The sequence below is a fragment of the Nocardia sp. NPDC051929 genome, from assembly GCF_044548645.1.
GTDB classification, from domain to species: Bacteria; Actinomycetota; Actinomycetes; order Mycobacteriales; family Mycobacteriaceae; genus Nocardia; species Nocardia sichangensis.
This window is the reverse complement of record NZ_JBIUCG010000017.1, coordinates 106220-128944: the sequence shown is the minus strand read 5'-3', so window position 1 is coordinate 128944 and position 22725 is coordinate 106220. Positions and strand designations below refer to the sequence as shown.

Sequence of the window (22725 nt, the reverse complement as noted above, 5' to 3'; positions counted from 1 at the left end):
CGGTCGCGCCTCCGCCGTAAACCCTGTACGCCGCTCGCCCTTGAAAGCACGCAACCATGCCGCTGACCTCGATACCGGATCTGATCGCCACGGCCCGCCCCGGCGGACTCGGCGCCTTCAACGTGATAACCCTCGAGCATGCCGAGGCGATCGCGGCCGCCGCGGAATCGGCGAGAAAGCCGGTGGTGCTGCAACTGTCGGAGAACACCGCGCGCCATCACCGCGGCATCGCCCCGCTGGCACTGGCCTGCCTGCGCATCGCCGCCGACAGTGAGGCCGCGATCGCGGTGCATCTCGACCACGCCACCAGCACCGAATTGATCCATGCCGCCGTCGATCTCGGCATCCGCTCGGTGATGTACGACGGCTCGGCCCTCGACTACGCCGACAACCGCGCCGCCACCGCCGCGATCACCGCTTGGTGCCACGAGCGCGGTGTGCACATCGAGGCCGAGCTCGGTGAGGTGGGCGGCAAGGACGGCGCCCACGCGCCCGGCGCACGCACCGATCCCGACGAGGCGGTCGAATTCGTGACCGCTACCGGCGTCGACGCACTCGCGGTCGCCGTCGGCTCCTCGCACGCCATGCACACCCGCACCGCCGAACTCGACAACGACCTCATCGCCCACTTGGCCGCGAAGGTCCCGGTCCCCCTGGTGCTACACGGCTCATCCGGCGTCCCCGATCACGGCCTGCGCGCCGCCGTCGAACACGGCATGACGAAGATCAACATCGCCACCCGCCTCAACATCCGGATGACCGCCGCCATCCGCGCCCGCCTAGCCGCAGCCCCCGACCTCTCCGACCCACGCGAATACCTCACCCCCGCCCGCACCGCCATCCAGTCCGAAGTCGAACACTTCCTCCACCTCCTCGCCGGTTGACCGCCACGAGTGGCACACCATCGAGGCCTCTTCTCGCGTTTTGCCACAGCCATGTGCCACTCGCGAGATTTGTCGGGGGTGGTGGGGAGGATGGGGGTATGGGGGAGATCGGGGAGGTTTTTCCGGGGAGTTGGGCGGTACGCGCGGGGGTGGTAAGCGCTTGGGAGTTGCGGAATGACTTCGAGCGTGTGTTTCCGGATGTTTATGTCCGGAAGGGGATTCGGCTGGATGCGCGGGGGCGCGCGCAGGCGGTCGCGCATTGGGTCAAGGGCACCGGGATTCTGGTCGGGTTCTCCGCGGCGGCTATGCATGGGACGCAGTGGCTGGACGATAAGCCCGCCGAGATCGCGCTGTCGACTCGTGCCCGGCCGCCACGGCACGTGCTGGTCTATCGGGACGCCATACCGGCGGACGAAGTATGCAGCGTCGGCGGATTCCGGTGCACCACACCGGCGCGGACCGCGTTCGACCTGGCCCGACGCCTCGACTTCGACGAGGCGGTCGAAGTCGTCGACGCCCTATGCAACGCGACCCGGCTGACCACCGCGGACATCGAACGGCTGGCCGAACGGCACCCGCGCGCACGCGGCGCCACGAGCTTGCGCCGAGTTCTGCCCTACATCGACGGCGGCGCCGAGTCCATCCAGGAGACGCGTACGCGCTTGCTGCTGCGGCAAGCAGGACTGCCCGCGCCGGAAACCCAGATCCGTATCCATGGCCCGGACGGAATGACCCTCGCACGCCTCGACATGGGCTGGCGCAAATGGCGAGTCGCCGTCGAATACGACGGAGCCCACCACTGGACCGACCGCGACCAGCGCGCCTGGGACATCGACCGCAACGCCGCCCTGGAATCCCTCGGCTGGACCCTCATCCGAGTAAGCGCCGCCCTCCTGACCCACCGCCCCCGAACCATCACCGCCCGGGCCCTGGACGCCCTCCGCCGGCACGGCGCCGACATCTGACGAGTGGCACACCATCGAGAGGCCTTCTCGCGTTTTGCCGCAGCCATGTACCACTCGTGGACATGAGCGGCCGGCGACGCATGCGAGGGGGCTGCGCCGCCGGCCGGTTCCAGTGGTGGGCAGGGCAGTTGCCCACCGGTGAGGCTGTCGATGGATCGCTTCGCATCGACGGAGACACTCTTCCGGATGGAGCTGTGTTATGGGTGTCGTGAAGCTGAGAGTCTGCTGGGAGACGTGTCAGGTGAGGTCGGCGGTGCGGATCGCGGAGGTGAATCCCGCCCACTGGGTCGGCGTGAACGCCAGCGTGGGCGACGCGTCCGATGGACCCTCGAACTTGCTGTCCCGAACCAGGACCCGACCACCGTCGAAGCACACTTCTACGCAGGTCTGGCTGTCATTGGAATACGAGGATTTGAACCACCCGGTACCGCTCACTCGATCGACTGTAATTCAGCAGCGGTCGCGCGGATGAGCGCCAGGGACTCGTCTCGGGACAGCGCGATTGTTCGCGCCCGCTCGAACACGAAACCCAGGTCGCGCACTTTGGTTTCCTTTCGGCCCTCGTCATCGACGATGATCTGGCCGAATACCGCCGATTCATGCCACGCGAGCGTCGGCAATCGCGGACTGGCGAAGTCGAGGAGATGGTAGGTGGAGCTCGCCGGGACACTGTCTGCGGCAGTGAACGGAATGACCTGTAGTTCGACGCACTCGTCATGCGACTCGAGGACGTCTGCCAGATGGATCAGTTGACGCCGCAGTACGTCCGGTCCCCCGATCTGCTGCCGGAGCGCCGCCTCGCCGACAACCACTCGCAGCGAAACAGGACTCTCCCCCGTCAGCCGTCGCTGCCGATGCAACCTCGCTTCGACACGCTGATCGACTTCGATCGCCCGCACTGTCGCGCCCGACGAAAGCATCAGTGCCCGAATGTATTCCTCGCCTTGTAGCAGGCCCGGCATCATGAGGCTCTCATACGTCCGGATCGATTCGGCGCCCCACTCCATTCCGTAGTAACGGAGGATGTCTTCCCCGAACAGTGCGGAATAGCGGCTCCACCAGCCGCGGCCTCTCGCGGCTTCCCTGAGGGCGAGCAGTTCGCGCTGTTCGTCGGCATCGATCTCGAGGATGCTCAGTAGCCGTTCCAGTTTGTCCTTGGGGAGCAGGTTGCGCTCGTTTTCGATGTGCGACCAGTACGCGGCCGAGACATCGAGCGCTCTGGTGATCGACGCGGCACCGATACCCAGCTCCAGCCGTCGCTGCCGGAGCCGGAGCGCGAGCTCCCAACGCGCAACCGCAGGTGACAGCGCCATGTCAGCACGATACAGCGGACAATGCCGCGCAATCACTTTCGTAAAGTGAGTTGTATAGTTTACGATTCGAGTGTTGCGCATCACAGCGGGGGCTTTCGACAGAACCCGCTCCGGCGGGGAGGGGGTTCTGATGTCCGTGCACGTCGTCGACCGCATGTGGATCGTGAGCGATCGGACGCCGCATCAGGCGCGGCGGGTCAGTGACGACGCGTGGGTGGTGTCCTATCTGCGTGGCCGGATGGTGAACACCGAGCAGGCGACGGCGGCTATCCAAGCGGCGGAGATGGTTTCGCTGACGGAGGAGTTGGTGCGCCCAGTCGGGCTCACCGCGCTGGAAGCGGTCGGCCTCGTCGTCCTCGAATCGCCGTGGGACACCGCGCCGTTGCGCACTCGGTTCCGATTGCCGCGTCCGGGCGGGCGGCATCGCCGATGATCCTTCAGGTGACGCCCGGCGCGAAAATTCGATCCAGGGGGTTGACGCAGTGGAACCGCTGCCCACCAAAGAGCTCGTCCTGAAGGCTTGCCGCATGGCGCCGCATCGCGCCCACCCAGTCCTGGAGTCGGCTCACCTACTCGCGGGATTACACCAGCGCCGCCTGCGCTGTGCACCGGGCGGGACGAACGAGATCGACCAGCACCGCGCCCGCCTCGTGCTCGTCATCGACCGCTGGGTCGCCACCGAGACGTCACCGCCGCACGGCGGCGCACACATGCACACCGAAACCGTGGGCATGGTGGTCGATCGGCTCGCGCAGTTCTCCGCCAGCGCGTACGACATCCTCTCCGGCGCGCCGGAATGGGCCGTGCACAACGCCTGGGAGCGCCTCGCCGAACTGTCGCTGGGCTATGAAGATCTCGCCTACGAGGTCGCGGCGGGCGTGCGCCGCCTCCCCTATCTCAGCGGCCCGCGCGAACACCCGTGATCAGTCCTCGCCCGGCCACGCATTGGCCTCGACCCGGGCGCGCACCCGCGCCACGTCGGCTTCGGACGGCATGTCGTTGGTGATCTTGGTGATCATCACCTGGATGTCGGTCTGGTCGATGTCCGCGCCGCCGGAGCCGGCCAGCTCGGCGGCGATCCGGGCCACCTCCGCGTCGGACAGGCGGCGGCGCAGCAGGGCGAGCAGCGGGATGTAGTCGGCTTCCGGGACCCCGTCCGGGTATCCCACCCGCAGCCAGCTGATGATCGCGTGCAGGAAGGGAGGCATCGGCGGCGGCTCGGGTCAGTCGGAATCGGCGGGCGGATCGGCCAGCGGCCAGCCGCCGGCGGCCAGATGGGACGCGACGCGAGCCACGTCATGCTCGTCCGGCTGCTCCTTGGCGAGCCGCGCGATGGCCTCCTCGATCTCGGTGTGCGTGATCTCGCTGCCCGAGTTCGAAGCGACCAGTTCCTCGGCGATCGCGACCACCTCGTAGTCGGTGAGGTGCCGGTGCAGCACGGCGAACAACGCCACGTAGTCCGACTGCGGCACGCCCTGCGGGTAGCCCGCGCGCAGCCAGCCCACGACTTTGCCGAGCAGTTTCGGCCGAACCGGGGCTGGTTTCACTGGATCGGTCACGCTGGCACTCCTTACGCCTGCCCGAACAGATGGATGCCGAATTTGGCCGCCAGGAACGCCTTCGCCGTGTACAGAATGCCGGTGACGATCGCAACGACGACCAGCACGAAGCAGGCAAGCGCGACCGCGAGGGCCGGATAGTTACGCCGCACCGTGCCCGCGTCGGTGGTCGCGGTCATCGACCAGAACCGCACCCCGAGCGCGAAGATCATCGGCAGACCGGCGCCCAGCACCAGCCCGGCCACGATGACTTTCCACAGGGCGTTCAGATTGGTGACGAGAGTGTGCACGCCTGGTCCTCCTACACCTGGGCGGAGCGGTTGGAGTCCGCCGACGTGGTCCGGCCGCCCGTAGGCGGCGCGGTCCGATCGTCCGTGACCGGCGTGACCGCGGACGGATCGGCCCCCTCGCCCGGCCACTCGTTGACGTTGCCGGTGTGCACCGGATCGCGCCGCGACCGCAGGTACATCAGCGTCGACAACCCGACCAGCAGGGCGAAGACCACCAGCACCCCGGCCAGTCCGCCGATGACGTGGGCGATGCCCCAGCAGATCGCCCCGGCGACCGCCGCGAGCGGCAACGTGAGCAGCCATGCGACCACCATGCGCCCCATCACGGCCCAGCGCACCTCGGCGCCCTTGCCCAGGCCGGTGCCGAGGATGGAGCCGGTCGCGGTCTGCGTGGTGGACAGCGGCAACCCGAAGTGGGCCGAGGTCAGGATGATCGCGGCCGAGGCGGATTCCGCCGCGAGCCCCTGCGGCGAGTCGATCTCGACCAAGCCCTTGCCCAGCGTCCGGATGATCCGCCAGCCGCCGAGGTAGGTGCCCGCCGCGATGGCGAGGGCGCACGCGGCCATCACCCACAGCGGCAGGTCGTCGTCCTTGGTGAGCGTCCCGTGCGCCACGAGCGCGAGGAAGATCACGCCCATCGTCTTCTGCGCGTCGTTCGTGCCGTGCGCCAGCGAGACCAGCGAGGCGGAGCCGATCTGGCCCCAGCGGAATCCCTCGGTGACCTTGCCCTCCTCGGCGCCGCGCGTGATCCGGTAAACCAGCCACGTGCCGATCGCCGAGATCAGCGCGGCGACGATGGGCGCGAGCACCGCGGGCAGGATGATCTTGGTGACCACGCCGTCCGACCCGGACGCCCAGATCACCCCGCTCCAGCCGAGCGCGGCCAGCGTCGCCCCGATCAGACCGCCGAACAGCGCGTGCGACGAACTCGACGGCAGGCCGAACAGCCAGGTGAGCAGGTTCCACAGGATTCCGCCGACGAGGCCGGCGAACACGATGACGATCAGGTCCTGGCCTCCGACGGCGTCGAGTCGCACGATGCCCTTCGCCACGGTGGCGGCGACGGCCACCGACAGGAACGCGCCGACCAGGTTCAGCGCCGCCGAGAGCGCGACCGCCACCCGCGGCCGGAGCGCGCCGGTGGCGATCGAGGTCGCCATCGCGTTGGCGGTGTCGTGGAAGCCGTTGGTGAAATCGAATGCGAGCGCCGTGACGATGACGATCAGGAGAACCAGTAATTCGACGGTCACGCCTCCAGTGTGCTGCACCCCCGGACGGCACAGTCATGCCGGTTACCGGAACTTCGTCCGGCCTCCGTGCACTAGTCTGATCCGTCCAGGTCAGCCGGTCCGGGTGCAGTGTGGGGCGACGGGCCGACCGGCGAACCGGTCATCGATCCACGAGTTGGCGCCGGGGATGCCGCTGAGTCCGACGAGGAAGTGCTCGCCGAAATGGACCTGGAAATCCACCTGCGTTCCGGCGCCACACCAGTCCGCGTAGAGCTTCTCCGCGCCGGCCAGCGGCACCCACGGATCGTGCGTGGCGTGATACAGGAACACCGGCACCGTCGGCGCGCTCGCACCCAGCCGATTGGCGGCCAGGATCTCCCTCACCATCGGCAGGTCGGTGGGCGCGGCGGCATGGGTGAGCGCCTGCACCGGAATGGGCGCCACGGCGCCGCCGAACTCCTCCGCGGTCATGCACAGGTCCTTGCCGACCTGAGCCAGCCGCCAGCCGTCGTCGTTCATCAGGCCGAGCAGCTCGGGGTACTCTCGCGCCAGTCCGAGGGTGGCGGCCAGGAAGACTCCGGACGCGGCGTTGCGTCCGTTCATGGTGGACAGCAGCATGTCGAAGTCGGCGGGGACACCGCCGAACGCCGCACCCACCAGATTCAGCTCGGGCGCGTATCGCGGGGCCAGTTGTGCGGCCCATCCGCTCGCGATGGCGCCGCCGGAGTATCCGGTGACCACGGTCGGCGCTTCCGGTCGCAACCCGAACTCCGGCGTGTTAACCACCGCCCGGATCGAGTCGAGCACCGCGTGCCCGGCCATCAGTCCCGCCGCGTACGCCTGCCGCGGGCCCTGATGGTCGGGCACGAGCACGGCGTAGCCCTTGGACAGCGGAATCTGGGCGGCCCAGAACTCGGCTGTCGGCTCGTTCCTGAGTTTGTAGGACGGTGCGCACCGATGCCCGAGCGAGTCGATCGCGGCATTGAACGACAGCACCGGACGCGGCCCCGGTCCGTTCCACGGGGCCTGCGGCACGAGCAATGTCGCGACCACGGGCACCGGCAGGTCCTTCGAATCGGTGGACCGGATCAACAGTTCGGTCGACCGCAACGGGAACGCGGTCAGGCCCGTTCCGCCCGCACGGGACGCGAGAATCGCTCCCGGAGGCAGGCTCTCGAAGCCCGGCGGCGGCGTGTAGAAGGGATCGTCCAGCGGCGTGGGCAGGATTCCCGGATACTCGCGCGACGGCGTGAGGAACTGCTCGATCGGATTCGCCCGCACGGGCGTACCGACCGCACTCACCGCCAAGGCGCCCAGGAGTGCCGCCAACAGCAGGACATACCGTCCGCACAGCGATTTTCGCATCATCCCACCCGCCCGCCGATTCCTTGTCCGGAAGCACGAACCGGCCGGACCACTGCGTTGTGGGGGCCATCCGGAACCTTGCGCTGCCCATACTTACAGTGGCTCGACGTGCTCGGCACGCCCGACACGCGCCCGGCGCGGGAGCGACCACGCTTCACATCACGGCAGTAGTGCCCGAATGGTATCGATGGTGTCCGCGTCGGCGGGTTCTTTGTCGGGGCGATACCGCACCACACGAGCGAAACGCAGAGCGACACCGCCGGGGTAGCGGGAACTGACCTGCACGCCGTCCAGCGCGATCTCGACGACGAGTTCCGGCCGCAGGTACACGGTGTGCTGATCGCGCGAGCGCTCGTGGCGGGGGAATTCGTCGGTCTGCCACCGCAACAGCGCGTCGGTGAGTCCTTTGAAGGTCTTGCCCACCATGACCGGCTCGCCGCCCTCCGGGTCGCGCGCGCCGAGATGCAGGTTCGACAGATAGCCCGTGCGGCGGCCGTAGCCCCATTCCGCGCCGAGCACGACCAGGTCGAGGGTGTGCGTCGGCTTGATCTTCTGCCAGGCCCGGCCCCGCCTGCCCGCCGCGTACGGCGCGGTCAACGACTTGACCATGACGCCCTCGTGCCCCGCGGCCAGCGCGGCGTCGAAGTATTCCGCGGCCGCATCGGCATCCGGCCGCAGCAGCGCCGGGATGGTGTGCTCGGCGGCCACCTTCGTCAGCGCGGCGCGCCGCTCGGACAGCGGAGCGTCGAGCAGGTCCTGCCCGTCCAGGTGCAGACAGTCGAAGAAGTACGGATGCAGCAGCAGCTCCCTGGTGGAGCTCACCTCGGCGAACCGGCTCATGGTCTCCTGGAACGGACGCGGCCGTCCGGCGTCGGTGAGCGCCAGCGTCTCCCCGTCCAGCACGACGCTCGTGCAGTCCAGGCCCGCGACCAGCTCGACGAGTTCCGGAACGCCTGCGGTGATCTCGCGCAGCGTCCTGGTGAAGATCCGGACCCGGTCGCCGTCCCGGTGCACCTGAATGCGCGCGCCGTCCAGTTTGTGCTCGACGCTCACCTCGCCACGGAACTCGAGCAGCGCCTCGTCCAGCGTCGCACCGGGCGAGGCGAGCATGGGCTGGATCGGACGACCGACTTCGAGCCGGAACTCCGCGAGCGCCGCGGCCCCGCCGGTGAGCGCCGCGACGGCGGTGACCGGCAGGCGGCCCGACAACATGTACGCCCGGCGCACCGCATCGGGCGGCACGTCCGCGGCGACCGCCACGGCTTCGGCGACCAGGGCGGTGAGCGCCCCTTGGCGCAGTTCCCCGGTGAGCAGGCGTACCAGGAAGCCCTGCTCGTTCGCCGTCGCCGCGGACCACAGCGCCGCGAGCAGCTCCTTGCGCCTGGCCGCGGAACCGGCGCCGGAGACAACGGCCAGCTCGCTGAGCGCCGCGTGCACCGCCGACACGGTGAGCGTGGGCACCGGCGCGGGCGCGTGGTCGAGCGCGGTGAGCGTGCGCCACCCCGTACCGATCCGCCCCTGTGCCAGTTCGCCGGACGCCCAGGCGACCACGGGCACGAGCTCCTCCGGCGCGGCCGCGGTCAGCAGCGCGGCGAGCGTCGCGATCTTCGTCTTGCGCGACCTGGTCGCCCGCACGGTCTCCGAGGCCAGCACGACATCCGAGAACAACACCCTGCCGACGGTAGCCGCCGGGTACGACACCTATCCGCGAGGAGTGTTAATCGGAAATTGGCACGGATGCGAAAGCACCCATAAGCTGGACGCATGGCCAAGACTTACGTCGGCGCTCGGCTGCGTCAACTGCGGACCGAACGCGGACTGAGCCAGGTCTCGCTGGCCCAGCAGCTGGAGATCTCGGCGAGTTACCTGAACCAGATCGAGCACGACGTGCGCCCGCTCACCGTGCCGGTGCTGCTGAAGATCAGCGACGTGTTCGGCGTCGACACGACCTTCTTCTCCGCTCAGGACGACACCCGGCTCATCGCGGAACTGCAAGAGGTCGTGATGGACGAGGAGCTGGGCATCGAGGCCGACGCCCAGGAGATCGCGGACATCGTCTCGGCGCACCCGAGCATGGCCCGCGCGCTGGTCAACATGCACAACCGCTACCGCAACACTTCCGCCCAGCTGGCCGCCGCCACCGAGGACCGGTTCGCCGACGGCGCGGGCAGCGGCGCGATCAGCAAGCCGCACGAGGAGGTGCGCGACTACTTCTACCAGCGCCAGAACTACATCCACGAGCTGGACACCGCCGCCGAGGATCTCACCGCCCGCATCCGTTTCCACGGCGGCGACGTGAACAGCGAGATCGCCAGGATCCTGCGCGCCCACGACGTACGGATCATCGAGCGCATCGACCTCGGCGAAGGCGTGCTGCACCGCTACGACCCGCAGACCCGCACCCTGGAGATCGCGCCGCACCTGTCCGGCGGGCAGCGAACCTTCAAACTGGCCGCCGAGCTGGCCTACTTCGAGTGCGGCGAGCTGCTGGAGAAGCTGGTCGAGGAAGGCAATTTCGCCTCCGAGGACGCCCGCAAGCTGGCCATGCTGGGGCTGGCCAACTACTTCGCCGCGGCGACGGTGCTGCCGTACACGCATTTCCACGAGGTCGCCGAGGACTTCCGCTACGACATCGAGCGGCTGTCGGCGTTCTTCACGCAGAGCTACGAGACCATCTGCCACCGGCTTTCCACGCTGCAACGGCCGTCGCTGCGCGGCGTGCCGTTCTCGTTCGTGCGGGTGGACCGGGCGGGCAACATGTCCAAGCGCCAGTCCGCCACCGGTTTCCACTTCTCCGCCAGCGGCGGCACGTGCCCGCTGTGGAACGTCTACGAGACCTTCGCCTACCCGGGCAAGATCATGACCCAGATCGCGCAGATGCCCGACGGCCGCAAATACCTCTGGGTGGCGCGCACGGTGGAACGCCGCGCCACCCGCTTCGGCCAGCCGAGCAAAACCTTCGCCATCGGTCTCGGCTGCGAATTGCGGCACGCGGCCCGCGTGATCTACGCCGACGGCATCGATCTCGACGAAGTGCAGCCGACGCCGATCGGTGCGGGCTGCCGAGTCTGCGAACGCGCCAATTGCCCGCAGCGCGCCTTCCCACCCCTGGGCAAAGTGCTCGACATCAGCGAACACCGCAGCTCCGTATCGCCGTACGTGCTGAAGTAGTCCCACCGGTTCCGTAGGTTGTCGCTATGGCCGGTGATTCGCGGTACCCCATGCCCGCGTCGATCGTGCTGATCGCGACGCCGGAAGGTTGGCGGCACAGCGTCCTGGACACGCGGGGCGGGATGCTCTGCGGTCGGCTGGCGCAGATCGCCGCTGACGCCGCGCCGGAGCAGGCGCGCGCCGCGGCGGTCGCGATGCTGCGCGACGTGGCCCGGGAATATCACGACACCGAAATCGAAGTGGTCTGGAATGGTCCGGAGCCCGAAAAAATGCTGACAGCTCAGGTGATTTCGTTGCGGCACCGTCCCTGAACGAACATCCGGCCGGTATCGGAGCACCGATACCGGCCGGACATCCTGTTCGCTCAGGCGGCCGTCGACCTCTGCATGCGGAGACCGATCCCCGTCATACCCAGTGCGGCGACGAGCAACAGGGCCAGCGTCCAGGCGAGGGTCGCGAAGCCGTGGGGCGCCGCGGCGGCAGCGACCAGCGGGCCGATGGTCGCGCCCACGTAGAAGGAGAACATCGCGACGGACATCGCGGCCGCGCGGGATTCACCGCCCAGTTCACCCGCGCTCTGCAGCACGGCCGGCGCGATGATGCCCAGTCCGCCGACCAGAACGGCGAGCAGGACGGCCAGCACGGCCGGGTGAGTTCCCTCGAAGGTCGCGACCACCATCGCCGCGGCGGCGATCAGCACGCCCAGCGCGATCTGACCGTGCTTGGACAGCCGGGCCAGCGGCACCGCGAGCAGGGGAAGCGCCACCATCACCGGCAGCGCGCCCGCACGCAGCGCGAGTAGTTCGCCCGCGCCTCGAACCACTCCGGTCAGTTCGAGGCCGGTGTACACCCCGACCATCACCGCCATGCTCATCGCGCCCGCGATCAGCATCGGCACCAGCGCCCGGATGCGCAGCACCGCCGGAATGGCGGCGTAGCTGTGCCGCAGCGGCTTGCCCCGGCCGGTGGGCGCGTCGGCCAGCAGCGCGGACCGCAACACCAGCGCGAGCACGGCGAAAGCGACCGCGGAGGCGACGAACACGGTGCGCCACGGCAATGCGGCCACCATCCACTGCGACACGATCTGCGCGACCACCGTCGCCGCGAGGAACGACGTGGCCACGGACATGGTGGCCACGGCACGGTGTGCGGGAGCGATGCGGGTCGCCACGTAGGCCATGATCGCGGGCGGGATCGAGCCGACCACCAGCCCCTGCGCCACCCGCAGGCCGACGGCCAGTGGAGCGCTGAACGCCAAACCGGTCAACAGTGTGACCGCTGCGGCCACCAGCATCCCGGTGACGAGCACCCGGCGGTGCCCATAGCGATCCGACAGCGGCCCGAACAGGACGAAGCCGCCGGCGTAGCCGAAGGCGAACGCGCTGATGATCCAGGTCATCACGGCGGGACCGACGCTCCAGTCGGCCCGCATAGCGGTGAAAAGTGGGATCGGAACGTACATCTGGCCGGTCGCCAGCAGTGCGGACAAGACGAAGAAGGGCAGGGTGCGCCCGGTGTGGGCACGCGACGAGACGACTCGGGTGCGCGTCCGGACCGGAGCCACGGACTGAAGAGTGGGCATTGCCATGGGTCGAAGGTAGGCCCTGGCGAGCCGCGTTGTCAACCAAATAGTTGGTTTAATGGAATGGTAAAGTGTCCGTCATGACCGCCACGATGAAACGCAGTGACGCGACCAGGCAGGCCCTGTTGCGCGCCGCCCGCGACGAGTTCGCGCAGCACGGGCTGGCCGGCGCGCGGGTCGACCGGATCGCGGACGCGGCGGGTGTCAACAAGGAACGCATCTACGGACTGTTCGGCAGCAAGGACAAGCTGTTCGACGTCATCCTGATCGACACCCTGCGCGAGTTCATCGACGTGGTGAAGCCGCTGGCCGACACCGAACCCGGCGCGTACGTCGGCAAGCTGTACGACTACCACCGGGACAACCCCCAGCTACTGCGCCTGATGCTCTGGGAGGCACTGCATCGCGGCGCCGACGCGCACGACATCGACGGCTGGCGCGCCGCGCACTACGTGCGCAAATTCGATCGCGCGCAGGAACAGTTCGACGTGGACTCCGCGAACGCGGGCCGCCTGCTGCTGGCCCTGTGCGGCCTGGCCAATTGGTCACTCGCCGTTCCGCAGACCACCAAACTGCTGCTCGGCGAGGCCGCCGCGGAGGATGGGAACGCCACCCGCGCGTTCCTGATGGAGTTCGCCAGGGCGGCGATGCGCCGCGACGCGGCCCCCGGCGAACGGGAAGCACGCCTGCCCGAGGTCGAGCTGGTCAATGACTTGACCGACGACGACGAGCCGTCCGGAGTCGACCGAGCCGCCCAGCGTCTCCGCGACGCCCAAGCCGCCGCCGACGCCGCCCGCGAAGAACTCGCTACCGCCCTACGCGCCGCCCACGCCGCGGGCGCGAGCGCCAACCACCTCGCTCGTCAGGTCTCCGGCACCCTGTCCCGTCCCGTGGTGCTCAAACTCCTGTCCCAGCCCGAACCCTGAACCCGCCGCGACCGACATCACCCGCCCGAACAGCGCACTCGATGCCGAGGCCCGAGACTCGACGCGCCCAGCGCACCGCAACTATGTCTTTCGAGCGAAGCGAGACCGAGCATGCGCCGTTCGCGGCCCGGCTCGCGTTTGCGGGGCCGTCGCGTAGGCGACGAAGGAGCAAGCGGCGGCTGCGCAAACGCGAGCCACAAGAGGGCCGCGAACACGCCGCGACAAAGTCGCGGCCGATTAGAACGCACTTTCTTCGAGGTTCATGATGTCGTTGTCCAGCGTCGCGACGATTCCGCGCACCGCGCTCAGCGTCGGCAGCACGTTCTTGACGAAAAAGCTCGCGACGGCGACTTTTCCGGCGTAGAAAGCGCGGTCCTTCTCCGGTGCGTCGGCGGCCAGCGCGGCGGCCGCGATCTCCGCCTGGACCAGCAGCCGCCAGCCGATGAGCAGATCGCCGACCGCCAGCAGGAAACGCACCGAACCAAGACCCACCTTGTACAACTCGGTGGGCCGCTGCTGGGCGGCCATCAGGAAGCCGGTGAGCGAGGCGGCCATGGCCTGTACGTCCTCGGCGGCCGTGCGCAGTAGTTCGCGTTCGGTGTCGAACCGCCCGGTCTTGGCGTCCAGGAACGCCGCGATCCGCGCGTTGACGTGGCCGAGCGCCACACCTTGGTCGCGAATGACCTTGCGGAAGAAGAAGTCCTGCGCCTGGATGGCGGTGGTGCCCTCGTACAGCGAGTCGATCTTCGCGTCCCGGATGTACTGCTCGATCGGGTAGTCCTGGAGATAACCGGATCCGCCCAAGGTCTGCAACGATTCCGTCAGGTACTGGTAGGCCCGCTCCGAACCGACTCCCTTGACGATCGGCAGCAGCAGATCGCTCACCCGGTGCGCCAGCTCGGGGTCGGCGCCCGAAACGAGCTGCGCCACATCGGCGTTCTGATGGGCGGCGGTGTACAGATACACCGCCCGCAAACCCTCCGCGTACGCCTTCTGCATGGCCAGCGAACGTCGGACGTCCGGGTGCTGGGTGATGGCCACACGCGGCGCGGCCTTGTCGGTCATCTGCGTCAGATCCGCGCCCTGAACGCGCTCCTTGGCGTAGGTCAGCGCGTTGAGGTAACCGGTCGACAGGGTGCCGGAGGATTTGACGCCGACCATCATGCGCGCGTTCTCGATCACCTGGAACATCTGCGCGATGCCGTTGTGCACGTCACCGACCAGCCAGCCCTTGGCGGGCGTGCCGTGGCCGCCGAAGGTCAACTCGCAGGTGGGCGAGGACTTCAGGCCCATCTTGTGCTCGACCCCGGTGACGTACACGCCGTTGCGGTCGCCGAGTGCCAAAGTCTCGGGGTCGAAGAGGAACTTGGGCACGTAGAACAGCGACAGCCCCTTGGTGCCCGGCCCGGCGCCCTCGGGACGGGCCAGCACCAGATGGAAGACGTTCTCGGCGGTGTCACCGACTTCCGCGCCGGAGATGAAGCGCTTGACACCCTCGATGTGCCAGGAGCCGTCCTCTTGCCTGATCGCCTTGGTGCGCCCGGCGCCGACGTCGGAACCGGCGTCGGGCTCGGTCAGCACCATGGTGCCCTGCCAGCCCTTCTCGAATCCGAGCGTGGCCCAGTGCCGCTGCTGCTCGGTGCCGACCTCGAACAGCACGGACGACATGACCGGGCCCATGTTGAAGAACGACGCCGACGGATTGGCGCAGGTGATCATCTCGGCGACCGACCAGACCAGCGTCGCGGGGGCCGGGGTGCCGCCCATGCCCTCCGGCATGCCGAGCCTGCTCCAGTCCGCGTCGCGCACGGCGGCGACGGTCCTACGGAGCGGCTCCGGAACAGAGATCGAGAAAGTGGCGGAGTCGTAGACGACCGGATCGCGGTCGGCCGCCGCGAAGGAGTCCGCTACCGGCCCCTCGGCCAAGCGCTTCACCTCGGACAGGATCTCCCGGACGGTGTCGGAATCGAGGTCGCCGTAGGCCCCGGTATCGAGCAGCTTGTTCAGCTCGAGCACTTCGAACAGGTTGAACTCGATATCCCTCAGGTTCGCCTTGTAGTGGCCCACCTGGTCCTCCTCGACTCGAGTCCGCGGCCCGCCGCCGCGGCATGGGACGGTTCAGACGTCGTACGAATCGAAGCGTGCCGTATCGCGGCGACGCTACGCAACCGTAGCCACATCCGCCCCGGCCAGCGGGTTTGCCGGGATCTCACAACTGTTCACCATCCGTTCACAGGAAAGGTTCACATCGGCGAAACAGACGAAACGGACTTGTCATCGAGAGATATTCCGGCGCAACAACTCCTGTCTACCGTTCCTTCACGAATACAGCCGTTGTATACAGCCCCGTCTACAGCCGTGAGCGGGGCGAAGACGGCGGTGTTCGACGCGGCGTCCTGCCGACGCCGCCGCGATACCTGATGAGGAAAGGGCTCGCCCCATGCCAAGTTTCCGTGCCACCCATCGCTCCGGGCGTTTGGTGCGAGCGATGGCGGTACCCACCGCGGTCGCGCTCGCCGGCCTGTTGCTGACCGCCTGCGGCGCGAAGGACGACGCCTCGACCACCGGCTCGGGCGCCGCGTCCTGCGTCGACACGTCGAAGGACACGATCAAGGTCGGTTCACTGCACTCCCTGTCCGGCACGATGGCCATCTCCGAGGTCACCGTCGCCAACTCGACCAAGCTCGCGGTCGACCAGATCAACGCCGCGGGCGGCGTGCTCGGCAAGAAGATCGACCTGGTGCTAGAGGACGGCGCCTCGGACCCGAAGACCTTCGCGGAGAAGGCCGAGAAGCTGATCAGCTCCGACTGCGTCGCCGCGGTGTTCGGTGGCTGGACCTCATCGAGCCGCAAGGCGATGAAGCCGAAGTTCGAGAGCCTGAACTCGCTGCTCTACTACCCGGTGCAGTACGAGGGCCTGGAGGACAGCAAGAACATCTTCTACACCGGCGCCACCACCAACCAGCAGATCGTCCCGGCCCTGGACTACCTGAAGCAGAAGGGCATCACCTCCCTCTACCTTGTGGGCAGTGACTACGTCTTCCCGCAGACCGCCAATCGCGAGATCAAGGCGTACGCCGCCGCCAACGGCATCGAGATCAAGGGCGAGGACTACACCCCGCTCGGCTCCACCGATTTCTCCACCATCGTGAACAAGGTTCGCGCCGCGAAGGCGGGCGCGGTGTTCAACACTCTCAACGGTGACTCCAACGTCGCGTTCTTCCGCGAGTACACCAACGCGGGCCTGAAAGCCGCCGAGATGCCGGTGGTCTCGGTCTCGATCGCCGAAGAGGAAGTGGCGGGCATCGGCGCGCAGAACATCGCAGGCCAGCTCACCGCGTGGAACTACTACCAGACCGTCGACAGCCCGGTGAACCGGAAGTTCGTCGCCGACTACAAGGCCGCCTTCGGCGCCGACAAGCCGACCTCGGACCCGATGGAAGCCGCCTACGCGTCGGTCTACCTGTGGAAGAACACCGTCGAGAAGGCGAAATCGTTCAAGGTCGAGGACATCCAGGCCGCCGCCGACGGCGTGACCTTCGACGCGCCCGAGGGCCTGGTCACCATCAACGGCGCCAACCACCACATCACCAAGACCGCCCGTATCGGCGAGATCCGCCCCGACGGCCTGATCTACACCGTGTGGGACTCCGGCAAGGCCGTGACGCCGGACCCCTACCTGAAGTCCTACGACTGGGCCAAGGGCCTGAAGTAGTCCGCGGCTGTCCGCGGCCCAGCTACCGGTGCCCGCCCGGCGACACAGTCGCGACGGCGGTCACGCGGAGCGCGTAATGAGGGGGGCCGCGGACAGCATCGGACCGGCGCAGGCATCGCAGGCCCTGCGGCAACTAGCCGCAGGGCACGGCCACCGATTCCGCGCATGCCGCTTGCGGCCATACCGCTTCCGGCCATACCGCTTCCGGCACAGCTTCGGTCCCTGGTCACAAGCGCTCAACGCGCACCGCGCTAGCCACGGAGGTGAACGAAGAGAGCCACTGGTAGGCGAACACCAGATCCTCCGGCGCACACCGAACGCGCCCAGCGCACCTCAGCTCCAGGTTTCGAGCGAAGCGAGACCGAGCATGCGCCGTTCGCGGCCCGGCTCGCGTTTGCGCGGCCGCCGCGCACGCGACGAAGGAGCAAGCGGCGGTCGCGCAAACGCGAGCCACAAGGGGGCCGCGAACACGCCGCGACGAAGTCGCGGCAAATCCAACACAGGAGCCTTCCCCATGGATGTTGTGATCGGACAGCTCTTCACCGGGCTGAGTCTGGGATCCATTCTTTTGCTCGCCGCACTCGGTCTCTCGCTGACGTTCGGTCAGATGGGCGTGATCAACATGGCGCACGGCGAGTTCATCATGGCTGGTTGTTACACCACTTATGTTGTGCAAAAAGTGATCTCGTCGGCGGGCGTCTCGCTCGTCGTCTCCTTGCTGATCGGTTTCCTCGTCGGCGGACTGTTGGGCGCCGCGTTGGAGATGGGCCTGATCCGCTGGATGTACGACCGGCCGCTGGACACCCTGCTGGTCACCTTCGGTGTCGGCCTGGTGCTGCAACAATTGGCCCGCGACATCTTCGGCGCACCCGCCAAGAACGTGATCGCGCCGGAATGGCTCAGCGGCGGCGTCACGATCCTGGGCGCGGTGGTGCCGAAGACGAGAATCTTCATCCTGGTCCTCGCGGTGGTCGCGGTGACCGCGCTGGCCGCGGTGCTCAAGACGACGCCGCTGGGCCGCCGTATCCGAGCGGTGGTGCAGAATCGCGGCCTGGCCGAAACGTCCGGCGTATCCAGTCGTTTCACGGATATCAGCACGTTCTTCATCGGCTCGGGCCTGGCGGGCGTGGCCGGTGTGGCGCTGACGCTGATCGGCTCGACCAGCCCGACCATCGGCCAGAGTTACCTGATCGACGCGTTCCTCGTGGTGGTCATCGGCGGGCTCGGTCAGATCAAAGGCACGGTGATCGCGGCGTTCGCGCTCGGGCTGCTCAATTCCTACATCGAATACTCGACCACCGCGTCCATCGCGAAGGTCATCGTCTTCGTCGTCATCGTGATCTTCCTGCAGGTCCGCCCGCAGGGTCTGTTCACCGTCCGGACAAGGAGCCTGGCATGACCACGCTGATACAACGGTGGCGCGCGCACTCCTCGCTCGGCGCGCTGGCCGGATTCGCCGTCGCCGCCGTTCTGTTGTTCGCGGTCGCGCCCGCCCTGCTCAGCGATTTCCGGCTCAACCTGCTTGCGAAGTTCCTGTGCTTCGCGATCGTCGCGGTCGGCATCGGATTGGCTTGGGGCCGAGGCGGAATGCTCACCCTGGGACAAGGTGTGTTCTTCGGCATCGGCGCCTACATCATGGCTATGCACCTGCAGATGGCCGACGCCGCCCGGCTGGGCAACGACGTGCCGGAGTTCATGGAGATCGCGGGCATTCGCGAATTGCCTTCGTTCTGGAAGCCGTTCGCGTCGGCTCCGGTTGCGCTGATCGGCATCCTCGTGCTGCCCGCTCTGATCGCCGCGGTGCTGGGCTACGGCGTCTTCAAGCGCCGCGTGAAGGGCGCCTACTTCGCCATCCTCAGTCAGGCGCTGGCCGCCGCGCTGGCCATCCTGCTGACCGGTCAGCAGAGCATCGGCGGGTTCACCGGCCTGTCGGATTTCCGCGCGTTCTTCGGGTTCAAGCTGTCCGACCCGGTCAACCGGCGCATGCTGTTCTTCTTCGCCGCGGCCGCGCTGCTGGTGGTGGTCGCGCTGGTGCGGCAGTTGATGCACAGCCGCTACGGCGAGTTGCTCGTCGCGGTGCGCGATCAGGAGGAACGGGTACGTTTCCTGGGCTACGATCCGGCGAACGTCAAGATCGTCGCCTACGTGGTCGCCGCGTTCTTCGCGGGCATCGCAGGCGCCCTGTTCACCCCGATCGTCGGCATCATCTCCCCCGCCGACATCGGCGTCGTCCCGTCCATCGCGTTCCTCATCGGCGTCGCGATCGGCGGCCGGACCACGCTGCTCGGGCCGGTGCTCGGCGCGATCGGCGTGGCGTGGGCGCAGACGGCGCTGTCGGAGGAGTTCCCCTCGGGGTGGACGTATCTGCAAGGCGTGCTGTTCATCGTGGTGGTCGGTTTCGTTCCGGCGGGTCTGGCCGGATTGTGGCCGATGCTGAAAGGCCTGCTGGACAACAGGCGTTCCGCGCCCGCACCCGCGACGGTGGTGGTCGAGGCGCTGCCGGAATCCGCGACGGAAAAGGTGGAATCGCGATGACCGAGACGACGCACGAACCGAAGCTCGGCGGCAACGCCGGAATGTCCAGCGAGTACCTCGAGATCCGCGGTCTCTCGGTGAGTTTCGACGGTTTCAAGGCCGTCACCGACGTCGATCTGACGGTGTTGCAGGGCGATCTGCGCTTCCTCATCGGCCCCAACGGGGCGGGCAAGACGACGCTCATCGACGCGATCACCGGACTGGTCCCGGCGACCGGCTCCGCGCAGAAGACCGGTGTGGAATTGCTCGGCCAGAAGGTACACCGGATCGCCCGGCTCGGTGTCGGAAGAACGTTCCAGACCGCGAGCGTGTTCGAGCAGCTCAGCGTGCTGCAGAACCTCGACATCGCCGCGGGCGCCGGCCGTTCGGCGCTCACCATGCTGCGCCGCCGCAAGACGGTGCTGCCCGCGATCGAGGAGGCGCTGGAGACCACCGGCCTTGCCGACCTGCGCGACAAACCCGCAGGGGTGCTCGCACACGGGCAGAAGCAATGGCTGGAGATCGGCATGCTTCTGGTGCAGAACGCGTCGGTGCTGCTGTTGGACGAACCGGTCGCCGGGATGAGCGCCGAGGAGCGCGAGGAAACCGGCAATCTGTTACGCCGCATCGGCGGCGACCGGGTGGTCGTCGTGGTCGAGCACGACATGGATTTCATGCGCGCCTTCGCCACCTCGGTCACCGTCCTGGCCGGCGGCAAGGTGCTCAGCGAGGGAACCGTCGAACAGGTGCAGGCGGACCCGAAAGTCCAGGAGGTCTACCTCGGCACCGCAGCGGCCGTCGGGACCGAGCTGGAGGACGCGTCGATCGCGCCGAGCCCGGAGTCACCCCAGAAAGGGGACAGTGATGCTTGAACTCACCGATATCCACTCCGGTTACGGCCGCACCGAGGTGATCCACGGCGTCTCGGTGACCGTCCCGGACGACAGCGTGGTCGCCATCATGGGGCACAACGGCGCGGGGAAGACCACGTTGCTGCGCACCGCCGTCGGGCTGATCGGCACGAAGTCGGGCCGGATCGAGTTCGACGGGGAGACCATCACCAAACTGTCGCCGTCGCGCCGGGTGCGCCGCGGGATCGCGTATGTGCCGCAGGGACAGCAAAGTTTCCCGCAACTGACCACGGCGGAGAATCTGCAAGTGGTCGCCGACGGCCGCAAACGGGGCAAGGCGCTGATCGATGAATCGCTGGACCTGTTTCCCGCGCTGCGCGAGCTGCTCACCCGGAAGGCGGGCCTGCTGTCCGGTGGCCAGCGCCAGCAACTCGCCATCGCGCGGGCGCTGATCACCGAGCCGAAGCTGCTCATCCTGGACGAGCCGACCGAGGGTATCCAGCCGTCGGTGGTCGCCGAGATCGAGCGCACCATCATCGATCTCACCCGGCGCGGCGGGCTGAGCGTGCTGCTGGTCGAACAGCACATCGGCTTCGCATTGCAGGCGGCGCAGCGCTACTACGTGTTGCGATCGGGCCGGGTGACCTCCACGGGCGCGGGTGGGGCGGGCGCCGAGCGCGAAGTCCGCTCGGCGATGGCGATCTGAGCGCCGCCGTGGCCCGCGACAGGGGCCGGATTCCGTTGCGCGAGCAGGTGTACGACTCGTTGCGCCGGGATCTGGCCACCGGAGCCATCGTGCCGACCGAACGGCTCGGCGAAGAACGCCTCGCCGAGGCGTACGGCGTGTCGCGCACGCCGGTGCGCGAGGCGCTGGCGCGACTGCAAGCGGACGGACTGGTCGAGCGGCTCGCCGACGGCCTCTACCCGTACCGTCCCCGGCTCGACGAACTCGATCACCTCTACGAGTTGCGGCTCGTACTGGAAGCCAGGGGCATGCAACGCGTGGCCCCGCCCGGCGAGGCGCCCACGCACGATCTGGATCTCGTGCGCACGGAACTCGACACTTGGCGCGCACTGCGCGACGCCCCACCCGAACCGGGCCCCGCGCTGGTGGCCGCCGACGAACACTTCCACACCACCCTGCTCACAGCCGCGGGCAACGCCGCGCTCGCCGACGCGCTCACCGCCGTGCACGTCCGGGTGCGTCCGGTGCGCACGCTGGACATGCCGACTCCGGAACGCATCGCCACGATGACCGCCGAGCACATCGCGATCGCCGAACACCTGGTGTCCGGGGCGGTGGACGCGGCGTTGGCGACGCTCACCGCCCATATCGACACCTCGCGAACGCATGTGCTGGCCCGAGCGCAGTACGCCATGCGCCTGACCAAACTGGGCCGCGCCGTGCGGGATTGACCGTTCAGCAGTGCTGCTGGAAGGGGTAGCACTGGGTGGGCCGGTACGCCGGCGGCGACGGCGTCGGACTCGTCGTGCCGGTCGCCGGGATCGGCTGGGCCGAGTCGTGCGCCAACGCGGTGGCGATCACGCCGAGCACGAACAGGACCCCGACAACGGCGATCACGATGACGGACCAGCCCGCATAGGCCTGGCTTTTCGTCGCGACGCCCGCCGTCGGCTCGACTCGCGGCTTCGGTGTGCGCGGGATGGTGGTGACCGGTTCCGGCGCGTTCTCCTCGAAGCCCGCCTCGAGGAGCTCCGCGCGGGACGGCGCGATTTCCGCCAGGCCGAGCGCGCCGCACGCGCCGATCACCCGGTCCGCGGTCCAGTCGCGCGGTCCCGCGGAGAAACCCTCCAGGTAGATGCGTAGTTCGGTCGCGTCGGTGACATTCCCGACGACCACGTCCAACCCCGGACGCAGATTCGTGCGCGCCGGGCGCACCACGGCGCCGCGGAAGGGGACGAGCACGACGGCGCCGCTGATGTGTCCCGGGTCCTGCAACGCGCGCTGGAGCATGTGCTTGACCGCGTAGATGCCGTGTTCCACGCGCTCGGCGGGGCTTCCGTTCTCCGGGTCGTCCAGCTCCACCGGCGCGTCGCTGATCGTCCACGGCCCTTCGGCCGGTGTGCTCAGGATGCCGCTCTGCCTGCGCTGGAACCCGTGCACCTCCAGCACGGTCAACCCGCGCGGGGTCCACACCACCGCGTCGACACGCCGGTTGTCCGCCTCGAGATCTATCACGGCGAGGCCGGTCGTCGGATACGACCTCAGGCACGCGACGAATTCCCGCTCAGCGCCGGACAGCTCCGCTCCCGGCCTGATCCTCACCAGCATCTTTTCCCCTGACGACCTGTTGTCCACACCTGACGCCGCGGAAACGCGCTGCGGCCGCGGCGACCCGC

General features: G+C 68.1%; 24 protein-coding genes. 13 read left to right on the top strand and 11 right to left on the bottom strand.

The features are described 5' to 3' along the window. The first annotated feature begins 56 nt into the window (after window positions 1-56). Both ACIHAX_RS23815 and ACIHAX_RS23810 read left to right on the top strand, forming a co-directional pair. The gene (locus tag ACIHAX_RS23815; protein ID WP_364424451.1) at window positions 57-884 is read left to right on the top strand and encodes a class II fructose-bisphosphate aldolase; all 828 of its coding nucleotides are present in this window, start codon (window positions 57-59) and stop codon (window positions 882-884) included. A gap of 188 nt (window positions 885-1072) precedes the next feature. Further along, window positions 1073-1849 (top strand): DUF559 domain-containing protein, encoded by a 777-nt coding sequence (locus ACIHAX_RS23810; RefSeq protein WP_397279592.1) that lies wholly within the window; start codon window positions 1073-1075, stop codon window positions 1847-1849. Between the two features lie 237 nt (window positions 1850-2086). Here ACIHAX_RS23810 and ACIHAX_RS23805 read toward each other — a convergent pair whose 3' ends face one another. Together ACIHAX_RS23805 and ACIHAX_RS23800 are read right to left on the bottom strand one after the other, a co-directional pair. After that, window positions 2087-2284, bottom strand: coding sequence for a DUF397 domain-containing protein (locus ACIHAX_RS23805; RefSeq protein WP_379254077.1), 198 nt, complete (start codon window positions 2282-2284; stop codon window positions 2087-2089). Continuing rightward, window positions 2281-3162, bottom strand: a complete 882-nt coding sequence (locus ACIHAX_RS23800; RefSeq protein ID WP_397279589.1) for a DUF5753 domain-containing protein — start codon at window positions 3160-3162, stop codon at window positions 2281-2283. Before ACIHAX_RS23800 ends, ACIHAX_RS23805 begins: the two co-directional genes overlap by 4 nt. A 130-nt stretch (window positions 3163-3292) precedes the next feature. Between ACIHAX_RS23800 and ACIHAX_RS23795 the strand changes: the two genes are divergently transcribed. Further along, on the top strand, window positions 3293-3595 hold the full coding sequence (locus ACIHAX_RS23795; RefSeq protein ID WP_355071772.1) for a hypothetical protein: 303 nt from the start codon (window positions 3293-3295) through the stop codon (window positions 3593-3595). A 49-nt stretch (window positions 3596-3644) separates the two neighbouring features. Next, window positions 3645-4085, top strand: a complete 441-nt coding sequence (locus ACIHAX_RS23790) for a DUF4254 domain-containing protein (RefSeq protein WP_364424460.1) — start codon at window positions 3645-3647, stop codon at window positions 4083-4085. On the opposite strand, the gene ACIHAX_RS23785 is transcribed toward ACIHAX_RS23790, so the two are convergent. The 6 genes from ACIHAX_RS23785 to ACIHAX_RS23760 all read right to left on the bottom strand — a co-directional run bounded on the left by ACIHAX_RS23785 (window position 4086) and on the right by ACIHAX_RS23760 (window position 9276). Then, the gene (locus tag ACIHAX_RS23785) at window positions 4086-4370 is read right to left on the bottom strand and encodes a DUF3349 domain-containing protein (protein ID WP_355071768.1); all 285 of its coding nucleotides are present in this window, start codon (window positions 4368-4370) and stop codon (window positions 4086-4088) included. A 15-nt stretch (window positions 4371-4385) separates the two neighbouring features. Next, entirely contained in the window at window positions 4386-4721 is a 336-nt protein-coding gene (locus ACIHAX_RS23780) for a DUF3349 domain-containing protein (RefSeq protein ID WP_355071767.1), read from the bottom strand. 11 nt (window positions 4722-4732) lie between these two features. After that, window positions 4733-5011 (bottom strand): hypothetical protein, encoded by a 279-nt coding sequence (locus ACIHAX_RS23775; protein WP_364424463.1) that lies wholly within the window; start codon window positions 5009-5011, stop codon window positions 4733-4735. Window positions 5012-5022: 11 nt separating this feature from the next. Next, on the bottom strand, window positions 5023-6261 hold the full coding sequence (locus ACIHAX_RS23770; protein WP_364424465.1) for an inorganic phosphate transporter: 1239 nt from the start codon (window positions 6259-6261) through the stop codon (window positions 5023-5025). A gap of 90 nt (window positions 6262-6351) precedes the next feature. Next, entirely contained in the window at window positions 6352-7605 is a 1254-nt protein-coding gene (locus ACIHAX_RS23765) for a lipase family protein (RefSeq protein ID WP_364424467.1), read from the bottom strand. 159 nt (window positions 7606-7764) lie between these two features. Then, the gene (locus ACIHAX_RS23760) at window positions 7765-9276 is read right to left on the bottom strand and encodes an ATP-dependent DNA ligase (protein ID WP_397279585.1); all 1512 of its coding nucleotides are present in this window, start codon (window positions 9274-9276) and stop codon (window positions 7765-7767) included. A 93-nt stretch (window positions 9277-9369) separates the two neighbouring features. On the opposite strand from ACIHAX_RS23760, the gene ramB reads away from it, so the two are divergent. Together ramB and ACIHAX_RS23750 are read left to right on the top strand one after the other, a co-directional pair. Further along, complete coding sequence (gene ramB / locus ACIHAX_RS23755; RefSeq protein ID WP_355071757.1) at window positions 9370-10776, top strand: acetate metabolism transcriptional regulator RamB; 1407 nt, start codon at window positions 9370-9372, stop codon at window positions 10774-10776. Window positions 10777-10826: 50 nt separating this feature from the next. Continuing rightward, entirely contained in the window at window positions 10827-11087 is a 261-nt protein-coding gene (locus tag ACIHAX_RS23750; RefSeq protein WP_364424472.1) for a hypothetical protein, read from the top strand. A 53-nt stretch (window positions 11088-11140) separates the two neighbouring features. Here the strand turns inward: ACIHAX_RS23750 and ACIHAX_RS23745 are convergent, their stop codons facing one another. Continuing rightward, complete coding sequence (locus tag ACIHAX_RS23745) at window positions 11141-12364, bottom strand: MFS transporter (protein WP_397279582.1); 1224 nt, start codon at window positions 12362-12364, stop codon at window positions 11141-11143. Window positions 12365-12438: 74 nt separating this feature from the next. Between ACIHAX_RS23745 and ACIHAX_RS23740 the strand changes: the two genes are divergently transcribed. Continuing rightward, window positions 12439-13284, top strand: a complete 846-nt coding sequence (locus ACIHAX_RS23740) for a TetR/AcrR family transcriptional regulator (RefSeq protein ID WP_397279580.1) — start codon at window positions 12439-12441, stop codon at window positions 13282-13284. A 237-nt stretch (window positions 13285-13521) separates the two neighbouring features. Here ACIHAX_RS23740 and ACIHAX_RS23735 read toward each other — a convergent pair whose 3' ends face one another. Beyond that, window positions 13522-15351 carry an acyl-CoA dehydrogenase gene (locus tag ACIHAX_RS23735; RefSeq protein WP_397279578.1) on the bottom strand — a complete coding sequence of 610 codons (1830 nt, stop codon included), beginning with the start codon at window positions 15349-15351 and terminating at the stop codon, window positions 13522-13524. A 373-nt stretch (window positions 15352-15724) separates the two neighbouring features. On the opposite strand from ACIHAX_RS23735, the gene urtA reads away from it, so the two are divergent. From urtA to ACIHAX_RS23705, 6 genes are all read left to right on the top strand, one after another. Further along, window positions 15725-16999 carry an urea ABC transporter substrate-binding protein gene (gene urtA, locus ACIHAX_RS23730; RefSeq protein ID WP_355071748.1) on the top strand — a complete coding sequence of 425 codons (1275 nt, stop codon included), beginning with the start codon at window positions 15725-15727 and terminating at the stop codon, window positions 16997-16999. A gap of 514 nt (window positions 17000-17513) precedes the next feature. After that, entirely contained in the window at window positions 17514-18398 is an 885-nt protein-coding gene (gene urtB, locus ACIHAX_RS23725; RefSeq protein ID WP_379248979.1) for an urea ABC transporter permease subunit UrtB, read from the top strand. Beyond that, complete coding sequence (gene urtC, locus ACIHAX_RS23720) at window positions 18395-19534, top strand: urea ABC transporter permease subunit UrtC (RefSeq protein WP_397279575.1); 1140 nt, start codon at window positions 18395-18397, stop codon at window positions 19532-19534. Before urtB ends, urtC begins: the two co-directional genes overlap by 4 nt. Beyond that, the gene (gene urtD / locus ACIHAX_RS23715; protein ID WP_355071744.1) at window positions 19531-20385 is read left to right on the top strand and encodes an urea ABC transporter ATP-binding protein UrtD; all 855 of its coding nucleotides are present in this window, start codon (window positions 19531-19533) and stop codon (window positions 20383-20385) included. Before urtC ends, urtD begins: the two co-directional genes overlap by 4 nt. Beyond that, window positions 20378-21070, top strand: coding sequence for an urea ABC transporter ATP-binding subunit UrtE (gene urtE / locus ACIHAX_RS23710; protein ID WP_355071742.1), 693 nt, complete (start codon window positions 20378-20380; stop codon window positions 21068-21070). Before urtD ends, urtE begins: the two co-directional genes overlap by 8 nt. A gap of 8 nt (window positions 21071-21078) precedes the next feature. Further along, window positions 21079-21780, top strand: coding sequence for a GntR family transcriptional regulator (locus tag ACIHAX_RS23705; protein ID WP_356962703.1), 702 nt, complete (start codon window positions 21079-21081; stop codon window positions 21778-21780). Window positions 21781-21784: 4 nt separating this feature from the next. On the opposite strand, the gene ACIHAX_RS23700 is transcribed toward ACIHAX_RS23705, so the two are convergent. Beyond that, a complete protein-coding gene (locus tag ACIHAX_RS23700; protein WP_356962705.1) occupies window positions 21785-22657 on the bottom strand; it encodes an NERD domain-containing protein in 873 nt (290 codons plus the stop codon). Between the last annotated feature and the right edge of the window lie 68 nt (window positions 22658-22725).

Coding starts and splice junctions, on each gene's coding strand:
- ACIHAX_RS23800 (WP_397279589.1), bottom strand. CDS start 3,162: ATGGCGCTGTCACCTGCGGTTGCGCGTTGGGAGCTCGCGCTCCGGCTC.
- ACIHAX_RS23785 (WP_355071768.1), bottom strand. CDS start 4,370: ATGCCTCCCTTCCTGCACGCGATCATCAGCTGGCTGCGGGTGGGATAC.
- urtA (WP_355071748.1), top strand. CDS start 15,725: ATGCCAAGTTTCCGTGCCACCCATCGCTCCGGGCGTTTGGTGCGAGCG.
- ramB (WP_355071757.1), top strand. CDS start 9,370: ATGGCCAAGACTTACGTCGGCGCTCGGCTGCGTCAACTGCGGACCGAA.
- ACIHAX_RS23700 (WP_356962705.1), bottom strand. CDS start 22,657: ATGCTGGTGAGGATCAGGCCGGGAGCGGAGCTGTCCGGCGCTGAGCGG.
- ACIHAX_RS23795 (WP_355071772.1), top strand. CDS start 3,293: ATGTCCGTGCACGTCGTCGACCGCATGTGGATCGTGAGCGATCGGACG.
- ACIHAX_RS23765 (WP_364424467.1), bottom strand. CDS start 7,605: ATGCGAAAATCGCTGTGCGGACGGTATGTCCTGCTGTTGGCGGCACTC.
- urtE (WP_355071742.1), top strand. CDS start 20,378: ATGCTTGAACTCACCGATATCCACTCCGGTTACGGCCGCACCGAGGTG.
- ACIHAX_RS23815 (WP_364424451.1), top strand. CDS start 57: ATGCCGCTGACCTCGATACCGGATCTGATCGCCACGGCCCGCCCCGGC.
- urtC (WP_397279575.1), top strand. CDS start 18,395: ATGACCACGCTGATACAACGGTGGCGCGCGCACTCCTCGCTCGGCGCG.
- ACIHAX_RS23750 (WP_364424472.1), top strand. CDS start 10,827: ATGCCCGCGTCGATCGTGCTGATCGCGACGCCGGAAGGTTGGCGGCAC.
- ACIHAX_RS23745 (WP_397279582.1), bottom strand. CDS start 12,364: ATGGCAATGCCCACTCTTCAGTCCGTGGCTCCGGTCCGGACGCGCACC.
- ACIHAX_RS23740 (WP_397279580.1), top strand. CDS start 12,439: ATGACCGCCACGATGAAACGCAGTGACGCGACCAGGCAGGCCCTGTTG.
- urtB (WP_379248979.1), top strand. CDS start 17,514: ATGGATGTTGTGATCGGACAGCTCTTCACCGGGCTGAGTCTGGGATCC.
- urtD (WP_355071744.1), top strand. CDS start 19,531: ATGACCGAGACGACGCACGAACCGAAGCTCGGCGGCAACGCCGGAATG.